Annotated in this window: 13 protein-coding genes; 9 read left to right on the top strand and 4 right to left on the bottom strand. The window is 68.7% G+C overall.

Annotated elements, in window-relative coordinates; genetic code table 11:
• Position 1 precedes the first annotated feature (1 nt).
• Both SALPAC6_RS0101730 and SALPAC6_RS0101725 read left to right on the top strand, forming a co-directional pair.
• Positions 2 to 1,279 (top strand): AGE family epimerase/isomerase, encoded by a 1,278-nt coding sequence (locus SALPAC6_RS0101730; protein ID WP_018251725.1) that lies wholly within the window; start codon positions 2 to 4, stop codon positions 1,277 to 1,279.
• On the top strand, positions 1,276 to 2,238 hold the full coding sequence (locus tag SALPAC6_RS0101725) for a carbohydrate kinase family protein (RefSeq protein ID WP_018251724.1): 963 nt from the start codon (positions 1,276 to 1,278) through the stop codon (positions 2,236 to 2,238). Before SALPAC6_RS0101730 ends, SALPAC6_RS0101725 begins: the two co-directional genes overlap by 4 nt.
• 90 nt (positions 2,239 to 2,328) lie before the next feature.
• On the opposite strand, the gene SALPAC6_RS0101720 is transcribed toward SALPAC6_RS0101725, so the two are convergent.
• Positions 2,329 to 3,345 carry a LacI family DNA-binding transcriptional regulator gene (locus SALPAC6_RS0101720; RefSeq protein WP_026189238.1) on the bottom strand — a complete coding sequence of 339 codons (1,017 nt, stop codon included), beginning with the start codon at positions 3,343 to 3,345 and terminating at the stop codon, positions 2,329 to 2,331.
• 737 nt (positions 3,346 to 4,082) lie between these two features.
• On the opposite strand from SALPAC6_RS0101720, the gene SALPAC6_RS0101715 reads away from it, so the two are divergent.
• The 4 genes from SALPAC6_RS0101715 (at position 4,083) to SALPAC6_RS0101700 (ending at position 8,973) form a co-directional block, all read left to right on the top strand.
• Positions 4,083 to 5,711, top strand: coding sequence for a glycosyl hydrolase family 18 protein (locus tag SALPAC6_RS0101715; RefSeq protein WP_026189237.1), 1,629 nt, complete (start codon positions 4,083 to 4,085; stop codon positions 5,709 to 5,711).
• 143 nt (positions 5,712 to 5,854) lie between these two features.
• Positions 5,855 to 6,343 carry a hypothetical protein gene (locus SALPAC6_RS0101710; protein WP_018251721.1) on the top strand — a complete coding sequence of 163 codons (489 nt, stop codon included), beginning with the start codon at positions 5,855 to 5,857 and terminating at the stop codon, positions 6,341 to 6,343.
• Between the two features lie 124 nt (positions 6,344 to 6,467).
• Positions 6,468 to 7,874, top strand: a complete 1,407-nt coding sequence (locus tag SALPAC6_RS0101705) for a class II 3-deoxy-7-phosphoheptulonate synthase (RefSeq protein WP_026189236.1) — start codon at positions 6,468 to 6,470, stop codon at positions 7,872 to 7,874.
• A gap of 79 nt (positions 7,875 to 7,953) precedes the next feature.
• Positions 7,954 to 8,973, top strand: coding sequence for a threonine aldolase family protein (locus SALPAC6_RS0101700; protein WP_018251719.1), 1,020 nt, complete (start codon positions 7,954 to 7,956; stop codon positions 8,971 to 8,973).
• A gap of 17 nt (positions 8,974 to 8,990) precedes the next feature.
• On the opposite strand, the gene SALPAC6_RS0101695 is transcribed toward SALPAC6_RS0101700, so the two are convergent.
• Together SALPAC6_RS0101695 and pknB are read right to left on the bottom strand one after the other, a co-directional pair.
• Entirely contained in the window at positions 8,991 to 9,854 is an 864-nt protein-coding gene (locus SALPAC6_RS0101695; RefSeq protein WP_026189235.1) for a deoxyribonuclease IV, read from the bottom strand.
• Complete coding sequence (gene pknB / locus SALPAC6_RS0101690; protein WP_018251717.1) at positions 9,851 to 11,821, bottom strand: Stk1 family PASTA domain-containing Ser/Thr kinase; 1,971 nt, start codon at positions 11,819 to 11,821, stop codon at positions 9,851 to 9,853. The genes SALPAC6_RS0101695 and pknB overlap by 4 nt, the downstream gene beginning before the upstream one ends.
• Positions 11,822 to 12,007: 186 nt before the next feature.
• Between pknB and SALPAC6_RS0101685 the strand changes: the two genes are divergently transcribed.
• A complete protein-coding gene (locus SALPAC6_RS0101685; RefSeq protein ID WP_018251716.1) occupies positions 12,008 to 12,388 on the top strand; it encodes an Rv2175c family DNA-binding protein in 381 nt (126 codons plus the stop codon).
• A gap of 50 nt (positions 12,389 to 12,438) precedes the next feature.
• Here SALPAC6_RS0101685 and SALPAC6_RS0101680 read toward each other — a convergent pair whose 3' ends face one another.
• Entirely contained in the window at positions 12,439 to 13,521 is a 1,083-nt protein-coding gene (locus tag SALPAC6_RS0101680; RefSeq protein WP_026189234.1) for a polyprenyl synthetase family protein, read from the bottom strand.
• A 181-nt stretch (positions 13,522 to 13,702) separates the two neighbouring features.
• On the opposite strand from SALPAC6_RS0101680, the gene metF reads away from it, so the two are divergent.
• Entirely contained in the window at positions 13,703 to 14,620 is a 918-nt protein-coding gene (metF, locus tag SALPAC6_RS0101675; protein WP_018251714.1) for a methylenetetrahydrofolate reductase [NAD(P)H], read from the top strand.
• A 44-nt stretch (positions 14,621 to 14,664) separates the two neighbouring features.
• The gene (locus SALPAC6_RS0101670) at positions 14,665 to 15,354 is read left to right on the top strand and encodes a CDP-alcohol phosphatidyltransferase family protein (protein ID WP_018251713.1); all 690 of its coding nucleotides are present in this window, start codon (positions 14,665 to 14,667) and stop codon (positions 15,352 to 15,354) included.
• The last annotated feature ends 59 nt before the right edge of the window (positions 15,355 to 15,413 follow it).

The following is a 15,413-nucleotide window of genomic DNA, read 5'->3' as shown; positions in this document are numbered from 1 at the left end:
CATGACCGAAAGTCTCTCCAGCCGGCAGTCGACGCCAACCGGCCAGATCCCGGACACCGCCCATCAGCGTCTCCTCGCCAACCAGCGCGGCGCGTTGCTGCGCGCCGCCCACACCTCGGTGCGACCCGAGGGAGGGTTCTGGTGGTTGGGCGAACGTGGCGAACCCGACCCGCGCGAGCCACTGCACACCTGGATCGCCTGTCGGATGACCCACGTCTTCGCCCTCGCCCACCTGGACCAGGTTCCCGACACCGCCGACGCGGTTGACCACGGTGTCGCCACGCTGCGCGAGACCCTGCGGGACGCGCGGTACGGCGGCTGGTTCAGCGCCGTGGAGTGGGATGGGGAACCGGTCACCGACCGGAAGTCCGCGTACGAGCACGCCTTTGTCCTACTGGCCGCGAGCAGCGCGACCCGCGCCGGCCGGCCCGGTGCCGACCAGCTCCTTGACGAGGCGATCGCGGTGGTGGGCGAGCGGTTCTGGGACGAGACCGCCGGTCGGACCCGGGAGTCGTGGAGCCGGGACTTCTCCGAGCTGGAGCCCTACCGTGGTGCGAACAGCAGCATGCACATGGTGGAGGCGTTCCTGGCCGTCGGCGAGGTCACCGGGGACCGCCGCTGGGCGCAACGCGCGCTGGCGATCTGCGAGCACCTGGTGCACGACGTGGCTGCCCGACACGACTGGCGGCTGCCCGAGCACTTCACCGCCGATTGGGAGCCGCAGCTGGACTACAACCTCGACCAGCCCGCGGACCCTTTCCGGCCGTACGGGTCCACGGTCGGCCACTGGTTGGAGTGGGCGCGACTGCTGCTGCACCTCGAGACGGCGCTCGTAGCACCACCCCGTTGGCTCCTCGATGACGCGCGTGCGTTGTTTACCGCGGCGGTCACCCGTGGCTGGTCGGTTGACGGGGCGGATGGTTTTGTCTACACCCTCGACTGGTCGGACCAGCCGGTGGTTCGATCCCGGATGCACTGGGTGCTGGCTGAGGCGATCGGGGCGGCGGCAACGCTGTGGCGACGTACCGGCGACCGCTCCTACGAGCACTGGTACCAGGTCTTCTGGGACTACGCTGGCCGCCACCTGATTGATGGGAAGACGGGACGGTGGTACCACGAGCTGGACGAGAGGAACCAGCCGGCGAACCGGGTCTGGCGCGGCCACCCCGACGTCTACCACGCATACCAGGCCGTGCTGCTGTCCCAGTCGCCGATCAGGCCGAGCCTTGCTGGTCTGTACGCTCCCGTGGGGACGGATCAGGTGGAGGTGAGCCGATGATCGCAGTTGTTGGCGAGGCGCTGGTCGACCTGGTCGCCGAGGACACGGCCGGTGGCTACCGCGCCGTGCCCGGGGGTTCACCCGCCAACGTCGCGCTCACCCTGGCCCGGCTCCAGCATCCCGTCCGGCTGCTCGCCCGGCTCGGCAACGACGGCTTCGGCCAGCGGATCCGTGGCCACCTGCACGCCAACGGAGTCGATCTGACCTGGGCGGTTTCTGCGGTCGAGGCAACCTCGCTGGTGGTCGCCACACTCGACGGCTCCGGCCAGGCCACCTATCAGTGCTACCTGGATGGGACCGCTGACTGGCAGTGGACCACGGCCGAGCTACCGAACCTCTCGGGCACCTGGCTCATCGCCCTGCACTCCGGCTCACTGGCACTTGCCCTGGCGCCGGGCGCGGCGGTCGTGGAGGATCTCTTCGTCCGGGAGCGAGGCCGAGGGGCGCTCACCCTGTCGATCGACCTCAACCTGCGCCCCTCCATCGTCCCCGACCGTGTTGGGGAGCAGCGCCGGGTCGAGCGACAGATACGCTCTGCGCACATTGTCAAGGCGAGCGAGGAGGACCTTGACTGGCTCTACCCAGACCGCACTGTCGAGCAGGTCATGGCCGAGTGGCGGGCAGCCGGGGTGGCCTGCGCGGTGGTGACGCGCGGTGCTGACGGCAGTTGTCTGCTGGCACCGGACGGGGCGATGTACCGACAGTCAGCCCGGCGGGGTGAGGTGGTCGATACCGTCGGTGCGGGCGATGCGTTCACCGGCGGCCTGCTCGCCGCCCTCGCGGACTTCGGCGCGCTCGGTGACCAGCCGGGTGCCCGTCTCGCTGCCGTTACCCCGAGCCAGTGGCGCCAGGGGCTGCACCAGGCCAGCACCGTCGCCGCGCTCACCTGCGGCCGGCGGGGTGCCGATCCACCTACGCTCGCCGATGCCGTCGCGGCGTTCCGCCCGGGGCCAACGTAGAGCGATCTGGGTCCGGCCGGCGGAGGCGTCGGCCGGGCCGCCGGATGGTGATCAGTGGGGTCCCGGGCGGTGATCGGCGGTGTGTCCGCCTCAGTTCAGGCCCCGTTGAACCAGCTGCGTCGGCAGGACCGAGGTTGACGGCCACGACCGGTCCCCACCGATGCGTTCGAACAGTTGTTCCGTCGCGATCCGCGCCAGTTCACGTTGGTCGTAGGCGATGACGGTCAACGGTCGGGGCATCAGATGGGACAGTTCAAAATCGTCGAAACCGACCAACGCCGCACTGCTGCCTCGGCCATGCAACTCCTGGAGCGCGCCGAGGGTGAGGCGGTTGTTGGCGCAGAAGAAGGCGGTGGGCTGATCGGCGAGGCCGAACATGTCTGCCACCGCCCGGCTGGCCTGCTCGGGGCCCTCTATTCCACTCCGCACCAACGCCTCGTCGTACGGGATTCCGGAACCCGACAACTCGGCTTGTACGCCGGCCAGTCGCTCACGCATTGTGTAAACGTTCAAGGAACCCAACATTATGCCGATCCGGCGGTGCCCCGCGTCGAGTAGTGAGCGGATTCCGGCGCGACTTCCGCCTTGATTGTCCAGCAGGACCACATCGGCGAGGAGCTGCCCTGGCGGCCGGTCGAGAAACACCGCCGGAAGGCCTAATTCCACCTCTCGCCGAAGAAAGGAGTGATCTGTTCCGGCCGGAACCACGAGCAGGCCGTCCACCCGGCGCTGGACCAGCTCCAGCAACAGCGTGCGTTCGCGGTCCGGATCCTCCTCCGAAGAGGCGGTGATCAGCAGTGTCTGGTGCGCCGCCGCGATCTCCGCCGCGACACCCGCGACCGTCGCATAGAACGGGTTGGCGATTTCTTCAATGAGTAGGCCGATCGTCGCGCTGAGCTGCCGGGATCGGAGATTTCGGGCAATCCCGTTGGGCCGGAAGCCCAACTCGGAGATTGCAGTCATTACTCGTCCGGCAAGTTCGGGGCCGACGGCTGGTTCGTTGTTGACGACGCGGGAGACGGTCTTGAGACTCACACCGGCATGTCGCGCGACATCCACCATCGTGGGCCGTCGAGGCGGGGGTGGTGTGGCCGGGTGATGCAGCATGCGCCGTCCTTGTCGGCCCGTGTCGCCGGATCGGTGGGCTGGTCCGAAAGTGTTCCGCTGGGTCGAGCTGCCGTGCATGGGCCCGGAAAATGTGTTTTCGGCCTTTCGGTGTGTCACGTGACCACGTGACACACCGCGACCACCGTGATCATCGCGACCGCCGTGAATAGCCACCCAGTAAAACTGGACTTTACCAGTCGCTCTACTGCGAACCAAACTGCAGCGTACCTGCGAAAGGACTCCCGGTGGGTGCGGCGGGAAGGTGAGTCCCTGCTGGCCGTCACCGTGGGGAATCGGCCGGTGGCGGGTGCGCGCACGAGCGGGCGGTGTCGGGTGTCTTCGGGTCACTCCGCAGGCGCTGCTGAGCTGCGCGACTGCTGGTCATTCGAGCTGATCGTCGTTCCGTGCGTCCAACGTGGCCGTAGCCGATGAAGGTTGTCGGGTCCAGCGTTCGGTCGGGCGGTGAGCATCGGGCGGCCTACGGCATGTGCCTCCGGGTGTCTGCTTCGGGGTCGGGTGTTTCTGGAGTAAAAGTGTTTTTCAGTCATATATCTTTATTTATTTCATACGTGTTCTGCGGTGGCGTCGGAATTGCGATCAACAGGTGCGTGACGGGTTCTTCGGTATTGTCCGGAGCTTTCCGTTGCGATGTGTGTGAACTTCTTGACGAATTTGCGGTCTCTGAGTAACGTCTCGTAATCATTAAAAAAGTTTCCTAACTATTTGAGGAGTGTGACATGAAGAGATCACTTCGCCGTGCTCTCTGGGCCGGTGTCGTAGTCGTGCTGGCAGTCACGGCTGTCCCGATGACCTCGGCGTACGGGGCCGGTAGCGTCACCGCCGCGTTCGACAAGGTGCAGGACTGGGGGAGTGGCCATGAGGCAAAGGTGGCGGTCACCAATGGCTCGAATGAGTCGCTGAGCACCTGGCGGATCGAGTTCGACCTTCCCGCCGGGACCGGCATCGGCGTCTTCTGGGACGCCGACGTCACCCGCACCGGCAACCACTACGTAGCGGTCAAGAAGAGTTGGGCCGGGCCGCTCGCCCCGGGCGCCAGCTTCCGTTGGGGGTACACCGGGACCGGCCCTTATCAGGCGCCAATGAACTGCACCATCAACGGTGCTCCCTGCGCCGGCGGGTCCGCGCCGCCGACCACATCACCCCCGACCACGTCTCCTCCGACGACTGCGCCGCCGACCACGCCGCCCCCGACAACCACGCCGCCCCCGACGACCACCGCACCGCCCAGTGGTGATCACAAGATCGTTGGCTACTTCGCGCAGTGGGGCGTCTACGCCCGCAATTATCACGTGAAGAACATCCACACCAGTGGCTCGGCGGCGAAGTTGACCCACATTATGTACGCCTTTGGCAACACCGCCGGTGGGCGCTGCGCGATCGGCGACAGCTACGCCGACTACGAAAAGGCGTACACCGCGGCAGACAGCGTGGATGGCGTCGCCGACACCTGGGACCAGCCATTGCGGGGCAGTTTCCACCAACTGCGCAAGCTCAAGGCGATGTACCCGCATCTCAAGGTGATCTGGTCGTTCGGCGGTTGGACCTGGTCCGGTGGGTTCACCCAGGCGGCGCAGGACCCGGCCGCGTTCGCCGAAAGCTGTTACCACCTGGTGGAGGATCCGCGCTGGGCGGACGTCTTCGACGGCATCGACATCGACTGGGAGTACCCGAACGCCTGTGGTCTGACCTGTGACTCCAGTGGGCCGGCTGCGTTCAAGAACGTGGTGGACGCGCTGCGTTCCCGGTTCGGTCCGTCGGCTCTGGTCACCGCCGCGATCACCGGCGACGCCAGCAACGGTGGCCGGATCGACGCTGCCGACTATGCTGGCGCGGCGCCCAACCTTGACTGGATCATGGCGATGACCTACGACTATTTCGGCGCCTTCAGCCCGCAGGGTCCGACCGCCCCGCACTCGCCGCTCTACTCGTACTCCGGCATTCCGCAACAGGGCTTCTGGTCCGATGCGGCGATCCAGAAACTGAAGGGTAAGGGGGTTTCGGCCGACAAGCTGCTGCTCGGCATCGGCTTCTACGGTCGAGGTTGGACCGGCGTCACCCAGGCCGCACCGGGTGGTACCGCCACCGGACCGGCTCCCGGCACCTACGAGCCGGGCTTCGATGACTACAAGGTCCTGAAGACTGCCTGTCCGGTGACCGGGACGGTCGGCGGCACGGCGTACGCCACCTGTGGCAACAACTGGTGGAGCTACGACACCCCGGCCACCATCGGCGGCAAGATGACCTACGCGAGGAACGAGGGCCTCGGTGGCGCGTTCTTCTGGGAGCTCTCCGGCGACACGACCGACGGGGAGCTGATCAGCGCCATCGAGAGTGGTCTCGGCTAGCACCCGGGGCTGACACGCGCTCGACACGGGCGGGAGAGGAGCCACGGATCGCTGCTTCCCCGCCCGTGTCGGTTGGACCAGCGCATCGACTGATGTGACAGACTCGCCCGTCGACGGTCAGAGTCATGGCGTTCGGAGGTGGCATGCGTACGGCGTACCAGAGGCTGGGGCTCGGCGTGCTTGGCGGAGGTCTGCTGGTGACCCTCCTCGGTTGCAGCGCGGACGAGCCGGCGGAGTCCGCGGACCAGGCGCCCGCGGTCGAGAGCGCGACCAAGGCGCGGGAGCGGGTGCAGGCGTACCTTGATGCGGTAGCGGCGAAGGACGTGGCTGCCGGGCGTAGCCAGTTCTGCGCCGTGATGCATCCGGCGTTCGACGCGGTCGCCACCGGGCCGAGCGGCGACTTCGCTGACCATTTTGAGGTGTCGCAGGCACAGATCACCGAGGTCGAGCCCGGTCCGCGGGGCGAGGAGGTCAGTGCAGCGTTGTCGGTGACCACCGATGCGGAGGAGTTGGTCCGCCCCCTGTTGTTCACGGTCACCCGGGACGGGGCTGACTGGTGCATCGCGAGTGAGACACCCGGCAGTACGGCGCCCGCCCCGACCACGACTCCCGAGCCGACCGAAACCCAGTGATTCGGCTGTTCCGCGGCCGGCGCCCTGCGCCCGACCCAGCTCGACATCGTGGCGGGTCTCTCACCTGCCGGAACGGCCCCCCTCGCGGGTGTGGTGCCAGCTCCGTCGCCGTAGGCTCTCTGGCATGCGCCATGAGTGGCATCAGCTGAGCCATCCCGCTGTCGGTAGTCCGGTGTTGCAGACGAGCCGGCCCACCATCGACTCCGCCGAGGACGCTGCCCTCGGCCTGGACCGTTGGCGGGACCTGCCGCGCGCCCAGACCCCGCCCTGGCCGGACAGTGCCCAGGTCGCCGAGGTCTGCAAGGTGTTGGAGAACGTCCCATCGGTCGTCGCTCCGTACGAGGTCGACCAGTTGCGGCGCCAACTCGCACTGGTCTGCGAGGGGAAGGCGTTCCTGCTCCAGGGTGGGGACTGTGCGGAGACCTTCGCCGACAACACCGAGAGCCACCTGCTCGCCAACGCCCGTACCTTGCTGCAGATGGCGATCGTGCTCACCTACGGTGCCTCGTTGCCGGTGGTCAAGGTCGCCCGGGCGGCCGGTCAGTACACCAAACCCCGGTCGCTGCCGACCGACGCGCGTGGCCTACCGGCCTACCGGGGCGACATGATCAACTCCTTGGACGCGACACCGGAGGCGCGGGTTGCCGACCCGCAACGCATGATCCGGGCGTACGCGAACTCCGCCGCCGCGATGAACATGCTCCGTGCCTACCTCGCTGGCGGGCTGGCGGACCTGCACGCGGTGCACGACTGGAACAAGGGCTTCGTGCGGAACTCGCCGGCCGGCGAGCGGTACGAGGCGATTGCCCGGGAGATTGACCGGGCGCTGGCCTTCATCCGGGCCTGCGGGATGACCGAGGACGAGGCGTTGCGGACCGTCACCCTCTACTGCTCCCACGAGGCGCTGGCCTTGGAGTATGACCGGGCGTTGACCCGTGTCTCCGACAGCCGAGCGTACGGGCTCTCCGGGCACCTGCTCTGGGTGGGCGAGCGTACCCGGCAGCTCGACGGGGCGCATGTCGACTTCATTTCCCGGATTGCGAACCCGATTGGAGTGAAGCTCGGCCCGACGACGAAGCCGGACGATGTCATCGAGCTGTGCGAGAAGCTCAACCCGAACAATGTTCCGGGACGGCTGACGCTGATCAGCCGGATGGGCAACCACCAGGTCCGTGATGTCCTGCCGCCGCTCGTCGCCAAGGTCACCGCCGCCGGCGCCAAGGTGGTGTGGCAGTGCGACCCGATGCACGGCAACACCCACGAGTCGTCCAACGGCTACAAGACCCGGCACTTCGACCGGATCGTGGACGAGGTGCTGGGCTACTTCGAGGTGCACCGTGGCCTGGAAACCCACCCCGGCGGACTGCACGTCGAGCTGACTGGTGAGGATGTCACCGAGTGTCTCGGTGGTGCCCAGGGCATCGGCGATGTCGATCTGCCCGACCGGTACGAGACTGCCTGCGACCCGCGGCTGAACACCCAACAGTCGCTGGAATTGGCGTTCCTGGTAGCCGAGATGCTCCGTGGCTGACGCGAGGAGTGAGCTTGCGAGCCCCGCAGTCGGCGGCCGGAATGGGACGATTGTGGCTGACGCGAGGAGTGAGGACATCATGATCGATCTGCGCTCGGATACCGTCACCCGCCCGACCGCGGGGATGCGGGAGGCGATGGCCGTCGCCGAGGTGGGCGACGACGTGTACGGCGAGGACCCTACGGCCAACGCTCTCGAAACTGAGGTTGCGGCGCTCTTCGGCCACGAGGCGGCGCTGTTCTGCCCGACTGGGACGATGGCCAACCAGATTGCGCTGCAGTTGGTGGTGCCGCCCGGCGGCGAACTGCTCTGCGACGCGGACGCGCATGTGGTGACGTATGAGCTCGGTGCGGCTGCCACGTACGGCGGCATTTCGTCGCGGACCTGGCCGGCGGTCGGCGCGGCGGTCGACCCCGACGTGGTCGCCAGCATGATTCGGCCCGACGGCTACTTCGCGGTGCCCACCCGGGCTGTGGCCGTGGAGCAGACGCACAACCGGGGCGGAGGTGGGGTGATCCCGCTGGCGGCTCTGCGTGAGCTACGGCGGGTTGCCGATGACGCTCAGGTCGCGGTGCACTGCGACGGTGCTCGAATCTGGCACGCGCACGTCGCCGACGGGGTGCCGCTGGCCACTTACGGCATGCTCTTCGACACCCTGTCGGTCTGCCTCTCCAAGGGGCTCGGTGCGCCGGCCGGCTCACTGGTGGTAGGCAGTGCCGACAAGATCGAACGAGCTCGGTTCATCCGGAAGCGGATGGGCGGCGGTATGCGGCAGGTCGGGATCCTCGCCGCTGCCGGTCGGTACGCCCTGGCAAACCAGGTGCAGCGGCTCGCCGAGGATCACGCGAAGGCGGCCCGGCTCGCCGATGCGGTTGCGCCGTTCGGCGTCTTGGCGGCCGAGGTGCGCACCAACCTGGTCCCGTTGGATCTCACCAAGACACCGATGGACGCCCACACCTTCGCGGCCGCGGCCCGTGCGGAAGGGGTGCTGGTCAGTGTGCTCGGTCCGCGTACCGCCCGCCTGGTCACCCATCTCGGTGTGGACGATGCGGCGATCAACCGCGCGATCGACGTCCTCACCCGTGCCCTGCGTACCTGATCCGCACAGCGGACCGGTCAGGTACGTAGTCGCTTGAGAACGGCCACGTCGCTGGCGTGGCCTACGTGCTTCTCGGTTGGGGTCTCCACCACCATCGGTATCCCAGAGGTCGCCGGGTGGCGCATCAGCTCGGCGAAGGCGGGCTCCCCGATGGCGCCCTTGCCGATGTTCTCGTGTCGGTCCCGGGTGGAGCCGCAGAGGTCCTTCGAGTCGTTGGCGTGCACCAGCCGAAGCCGGTCCGCCCCCACGGTGTTCACCAGCGTGTCGAGCGTGGCGGTCATGCCACCTTCGACGGCAAGGTCGTGCCCGGCAGCCCAGGCATGGCAGGTGTCGAAGCAGACACCGAGCCACGGGTGTCGGTCAACCGCGTCCAGGTAGGGGCCGAGCTGTTCTACCCGGGCGGCGAGCGAGCGTCCGCCGCCGGCGCTCGGTTCGACCAGCAGCATTGGCCCGTCCGCGTCACCGGCGGTGTCCAGCAGTGGAAGGAGTACTTCCCGGACCTGGCGCATCGCCGTGTCGGTGTATCCGGCGTCAACCGCGCTGCCGACGTGGAACACCACCCCCTGGGCGCCGATCGCCGCCCCTCGGCGTAGCGCATGCGCCAGCGTCAGCCCTGATCTCTCCACCGTCGCCGCCGTGGGCGAGCCGAGGTTGACCAGTAGGGACGCGTGGATGAATGCCGGGACGCCGCGCTCGGCGCAGCCGTCGCGAAACAGTGCGTCCTGCGCCGGGTTGCCGGGCGGCAGGGCCCAGCCTCGCGAATTGGAGACGTAGACCTGGGCAACCTCGGCGCCCGTCGCATCCAGATAGGGCAGGGCGGCTTTCGCCAGCCCGCCGCTGGTCGGTGTGTGTGCACCGACCGGTCGCGTCGTCGCCATCACAGGCAGCCGAGGGTGATCTGGGTACCCGGCGGCACCTGGGAGTTCTCACCGGGCCTCTGGAACCGGACGGTGCCGTTCTGGTTGAACTGCACCGCGACCGGGAAGGACTGCCCCTCCAACACCTGCTTGGCCTGCTGGCACGGCATGCCGACCACCCGGGGGACGACAACCAGTGGTGGGCCCTGGCTCACCTCCAGGCTGACCTTCGTCCCCTTCTCCACGCCGTCGCCGTCGGCTGGACTCTGCCCGATGACCTCGTTCTTGGGCTTGTCGGATTCCTTCACCGTCGGTGGCTCAACGAGTACCAGCCCGAGCTGGTTCAGGATCGAACGGGCCTCGTCCAGGGGCTTGCCGACCAGGTTCGGCACCGAGATCGGTGCCCGGCCTTTGCTGAGAGTTACCGTGACCTCGTGCCCGGGCCTGACCTCGGTGCCCGCCTTCGGGTCGGTGGCGACGACCATGCCCTCCGGCAGGCTGTTGTGGTAGCGGGTGGAACCCTTGACCACCTTCAGGCCTGCCTCGGTCAGGTCGGTCGTGGCCAACTCGAACTCTTTGCCGACGACATCCGGCACCGCGAACTGTTCGGGGCCCAGCGAGAGGGTGAGGGTGATCGTGCCGCCCTTCGCGATGCGGGACGCGGAGGCCGGATCCTGGGACAGGACGGCGTCCTTCGGTATCTGGTCGTCGTGGCGCGGGTCGGTGTATTGGGGGACCAGACCGGCCCGCTTCGCCTGCGCTTCCGCGGTGGCCTGGTCCAGGCTCACCAACTCTGGGGCCTGCGTGTAGCGGCCGACCCCGACCCACCAGCCGCCCACCGCGGCGATCAGCCCCAGCATCACGACGACGGCAGCCACCGCAAGCCGGCCGCGCTGCTCACCCATGAGCCGACCGGGCAGCGACTTGACACTCTCGTTGTCGGCCGCCCGCCGTCGGCCGCCCCGTGGGGCCTCCTCGGGCAACCGGGCCCAGGCGGGGCGCTGCGCCGGCTGTACGGCCGCGACCACCATGGTCGGCTCGCTCACCGGGGGCTTCTCGGTCACCCGAGGCAGCACCGTGGTGTGGGTATTCGGGTTGCCCAACCCCTCCCGAGCCACCTGCACCTGGGCGAGCAGCGCACCGGCGTCGGCTGGGCGGGCAGCGGGATCGCGCCGGGTAGCGCGGATGACCAGGTCGTCGAGGATCTTCGGGAGTCCTGGCACCAGGGTCGACGGTGCCGGCACATCCTGTCGCACATGCTGCCAGGCCACGTCGACCGGGCGATGGCCCTCGTACGGCACGCGGCCGGTGAGCATCTCGAACAGCACGATGCCCGCCGAATACACGTCAGTGCGCGGGTCGGCGTGCCCGTCGGTCACCAGCTCCGGTGCGACATAGGCGATCGTGGCCATCAACTGGTCGGCCTGTGCGTCGTCGGCGCTCGCCTCCACCGCCTGGGCCAATCCGAAATCGGCGACCTTGACCACGCTGTCGACCAGGTTGGCCGCACCTCCGGTCGGTGCCTCGGCGACCAGCACGTTCTCTGGCTTGACGTCCCGGTGGACGAGCCCGGCCCGGTGCGCGGCGGCGATCGCGGCGAGCATCTGTTCGGTGATCGCGAGCGCCTCGTCGGGGTTGAGCCGGTGCCGTTCGGCGAGCACGTCGCGCAGCGTGCGACCGCGTACGTACTCCATGACCAGGTATGGCCGGTCGGCGTAGATGCCCTGGTCGTAGACCGCGACGACGTTGGGGTGGGTCAGTCGGGCGATGGTCTTCGCCTCGTCGGCGAAACGTTCCACGAAGCCCGCTGGTTGCCCCTGGGCCTCCGGGCTCGGCGCAGGGTGGATGATCTTAACTGCGACGGTGCGATCGAGGCGTTCGTCGGTTGCGGTGTATACAGTCGCCATGCCACCCCGGGCGACCCGACCGCGAATGCGGTAGCGCCCATCGATCAGTGAGCCCAGCAACGTGTCGGCGACCTGTGTGTCCATCGGCAGGGAGTCTATGTGTCCAGGGGTAGGTGGTTGGGCACCGATGCTACAGGCCGGCAGTGACGTTTTGAATCCGGTGACCCAACCGGACGGCCGTTTTCGCAGTTCCGGTCGGGGCGCGACGGCACTGATCCAGTGCCGTGGGGGCCCTCGCTCGATGTCGGGGCGGCGTGGCAGGGTGGTTGGGTGACCGACTCCGTTCCCGCTGGCGAGCCCGCCGTGAGCCCTGCCGCCGAACCGGCTGCCTGGCTGACCCTGCCGGCTGTCGCCGAGCGCCTTGACCTGACGATCAGCAAGGTCCACCAGATGATCCGGGACCGGGAGCTGATCGCGGTCCGCCGAGACGGTGCCCGTCGGGTGCCGGCGGACCTGGTGGCGACCCGAGGGGCGCTCAAGCATCTACCCGGGGTGCTGAATCTCCTCACCGACGCCGGCTACGACGATGAAGAGATCCTGCGCTGGCTCTATCAGCCCGACGACACCCTGCCCGGCGGCACCGCCGCCGTGGCGCTGGCCGGCGATCAGGCCCGGGAGGTCAAACGCCGCGCCCAAGCCCTCGGCTTCTGACCGCGGCGGTCCCCCGCCCGGTCCGGTCGTCTGGCTGGATGGGGTGGGGGTCAGGCAGGGCGGCGGGTGGCGGCGATGGCGAGGTCGGCCAGGGCCTGGTGCGCCTCGGTGTCGAGGTCAACCGTGGACAGTGCGGCGAGCGCGGTGTCGGTGAGCTCCTGGATCCGCTGCTCGGCGCGGCCGAGCGCGCCGCTGGCGCCGATCAGTTCCCGCAGCCGGGTCACCCCCGCGTCGTCGAGGTCGGAGTCGCCGAGGCCATCGAGCAGTACCTCCCGACCGGTGGCGTCGACCATCTCCAACGCCGCCGCCACCAGGAATGTCCGCTTTCCCTCGCGGAGGTCGTCGCCGGCTGGTTTGCCGGTCTGTGCTGGGTCACCAAAGATCCCCAGCACATCGTCGCGTAGCTGGAAGGCCTCACCCAGCGGCAGCCCGTACGCCGAGTACGCCGCGTGAACCTCGGGGGTGGCGTCGGCCAGTGCGGCGCCGAGCAGCAGCGGGCGTTCGACGGTGTACTTCGCCGACTTGTAGCGGGCGACCTTGCCGGCCCGCTCGACCGACGTGTCCCCGGTGGCCTGGGTCAGCACGTCGAGATACTGGCCCACGGTGACCTCGGTCCGCATCTGGTCGAACACCGGCCGGGCCCGGGCGACGGTGTGCGGGTCCAGTCCGGCGGAGTGCAGCAGCTCATCCGACCAGACGAGGCACAGGTCGCCCAGGAGGATGGCCGCCGCGGTACCGAATCCGTCCGCGTCTCCGTCCCAGTCCGCCGACCGGTGTCGGGCGGCGAACCGCAGGTGCACCGCCGGCTCCCCCCGCCGGGTGTCCGAACGGTCGATCAGGTCATCGTGAATCAACGCGCTGGCCTGCACGAACTCCAACGCGGCCAGGGCGGTCGCCACCTGTTCGGTGTCGACCCCACCAGCGCCCCGGTAGCCCCAGTAGGCGAAGGCGGGCCGTAGCCGCTTGCCGCCGCCGAGAACGAATGCCTCGACCGCGTCGGCCAACGGGGCGAGGGAAGCGTCAACGTCGGTCATCCAGGCACGTCGAGTCACCAGGAAGTCGGCCAGTGCCTTGTTGACGCGTTGCCGAAGCCCGGCACGGTCCACCGGGGAGACAGGAGCAGCGTAGGTCACGCCCTGACGCTAGTCGGTCGCTACGGCCGGCGACGCATCGGCGGCCTGGCGACGCGCCGTGCCTTACCGCGTGGTGTCGACTGTGCCGTGTTGCGTGGTGTCGGCCGTGCCGTGCCCCTTGTTACCGTTTGCGGTGGGGAAAGGTCTAGGGAACGCGGCCGTACGCCGCTAGAGTCATGGCGTGGCGCTTGGTCTTCCATCGGTTCTCCCCAATCCGCAGCCGGCGATCGGGGAGCTGATCCGCGACCGCCGGCCGACCTTCTCCTTCGAGTTCATGCCCCCGAAGACAGCGCAGGGCGAGCGGCTGCTCTGGCAGGCCATTCGGGAGCTGGAGTCGCTGCGTCCGTCGTTCGTCTCGATCACCTACGGCGCCGGTGGCTCAACCCGGGACACGACCGTGGCGGTTACCGAACGGGTCGCCACCGAGACCACGCTGCTGCCGATGGCGCACCTGACCGCAGTCAACCACTCGGTGGCCGAGCTGCGTCACGTGATCGGACGGTTGGCTGCTGCGGGCGTGCGTAACGTGCTCGCCGTGCGCGGCGATCCGCCCGGCGACCCCACCGGCGAGTGGATCCCACACCCGGACGGCGTGGACTACGCGGAGGACCTGGTCCGCCTGGTCCGCGACGCGGGTGACTTCAGCGTCGGCGTTGCCGCCTTCCCGTACAAGCACCCCCGCTCGCCCGACATCGACTCCGACACGGCGTACTTCGTCCGCAAGTGCCGGGCCGGAGCCGAGTTCGCGATCACTCAGATGTTCTTCGACGCGGATGAGTACCTTCGGCTGCGGGACCGGGTGGTCGTGGCGGGCTGTGACACACCGCTCATCCCCGGTGTGATGCCGGTAACGAAGATCAACACCATCGAGCGGTCGGAGCAGCTCTCCGGCGCGCCGTTCCCGCCGGCCCTGGCCGCGCGCTTCGAGCGGGTGGCGGATGACCCGGAGGCGGTCCGCCAGCTCGGTGTCGAGCAGGCCAGCGAGATGTGTCAGCGGCTGTTGGACGAGGGGGTTCCCGGCATCCACTTCATCACCTTCAACCGGTCCACAGCGACCCGGGAGATCTGGCGGAATCTGCGAGTCAGCACCCCAGGGTGACCAGACGCGCCACGACACCGTGCGATCGGTGCGACGGTTGATCCGTGGTGGGCAGACAGCTGAACTGGGACCAGTACGCCACGGCCTGGGCGCGCCTGCACGGTGGGTTCGATCCGCGCACCGCGGCCCCGCCCGTCCGTGCCTGGCTGCGTCTCGCGTACCACGGGGGCTACGTGCTGGGTCGGCTGCGGGTCACCCCGACCGCGGTCACCGTCGCCGGGGTGCTGCTCTGCTTCGGCGTGCCGCTGGTCGCGGTACGCCCACAGAACGGGCCCTTCCTCGGCGCGTTGCTGGTGCTGCTCGCCTCGGTGGCGGACAGTCTCGATGGCGCGGTCGCGGTGGTGAGCAACCGCACCACCCGGCTCGGGTACGTCTACGACTCGGTGGCTGACCGGCTCGGTGAGGCGGCCTGGCTGGTCGCGTTCTGGCTGCTCGGCGCGCCCGGCGCGCTGGTGGCCGCCGGTGGTGCGCTCTCCTGGCTGCATGAGTACGTGCGGGCCCGGGCAACCTCCGCCGGAATGCGAGAGATCGGTGCGGTGACTGTGGGGGAGCGGCCGACCCGGGTCGTGGTGGCCCTGGTCGGCCTGCTGCTGGCCGGGCTGGCCGGGTTGATCGAGCCGGACCTGGCCGCGGGCACCATCACCATGGCGAGCGCGGTCTGGGCGCTACTGGCCGGCTTCGGCCTCGGACAGCTTATGGCCGCCGTCCGGGGCGCACTGATCAACGTCGGCTGACGCTCGCGGCCCCGGAGCCGGGTTCGAGGTGCGGGGAACGGCCACCGGAGCCGCCTGCG

Source organism: Salinispora mooreana (assembly GCF_000379065.1).
Taxonomy (GTDB): domain Bacteria; phylum Actinomycetota; class Actinomycetes; order Mycobacteriales; family Micromonosporaceae; genus Micromonospora; species Micromonospora mooreana.
This window is presented reverse-complemented; position numbering and strand designations above follow the sequence as displayed.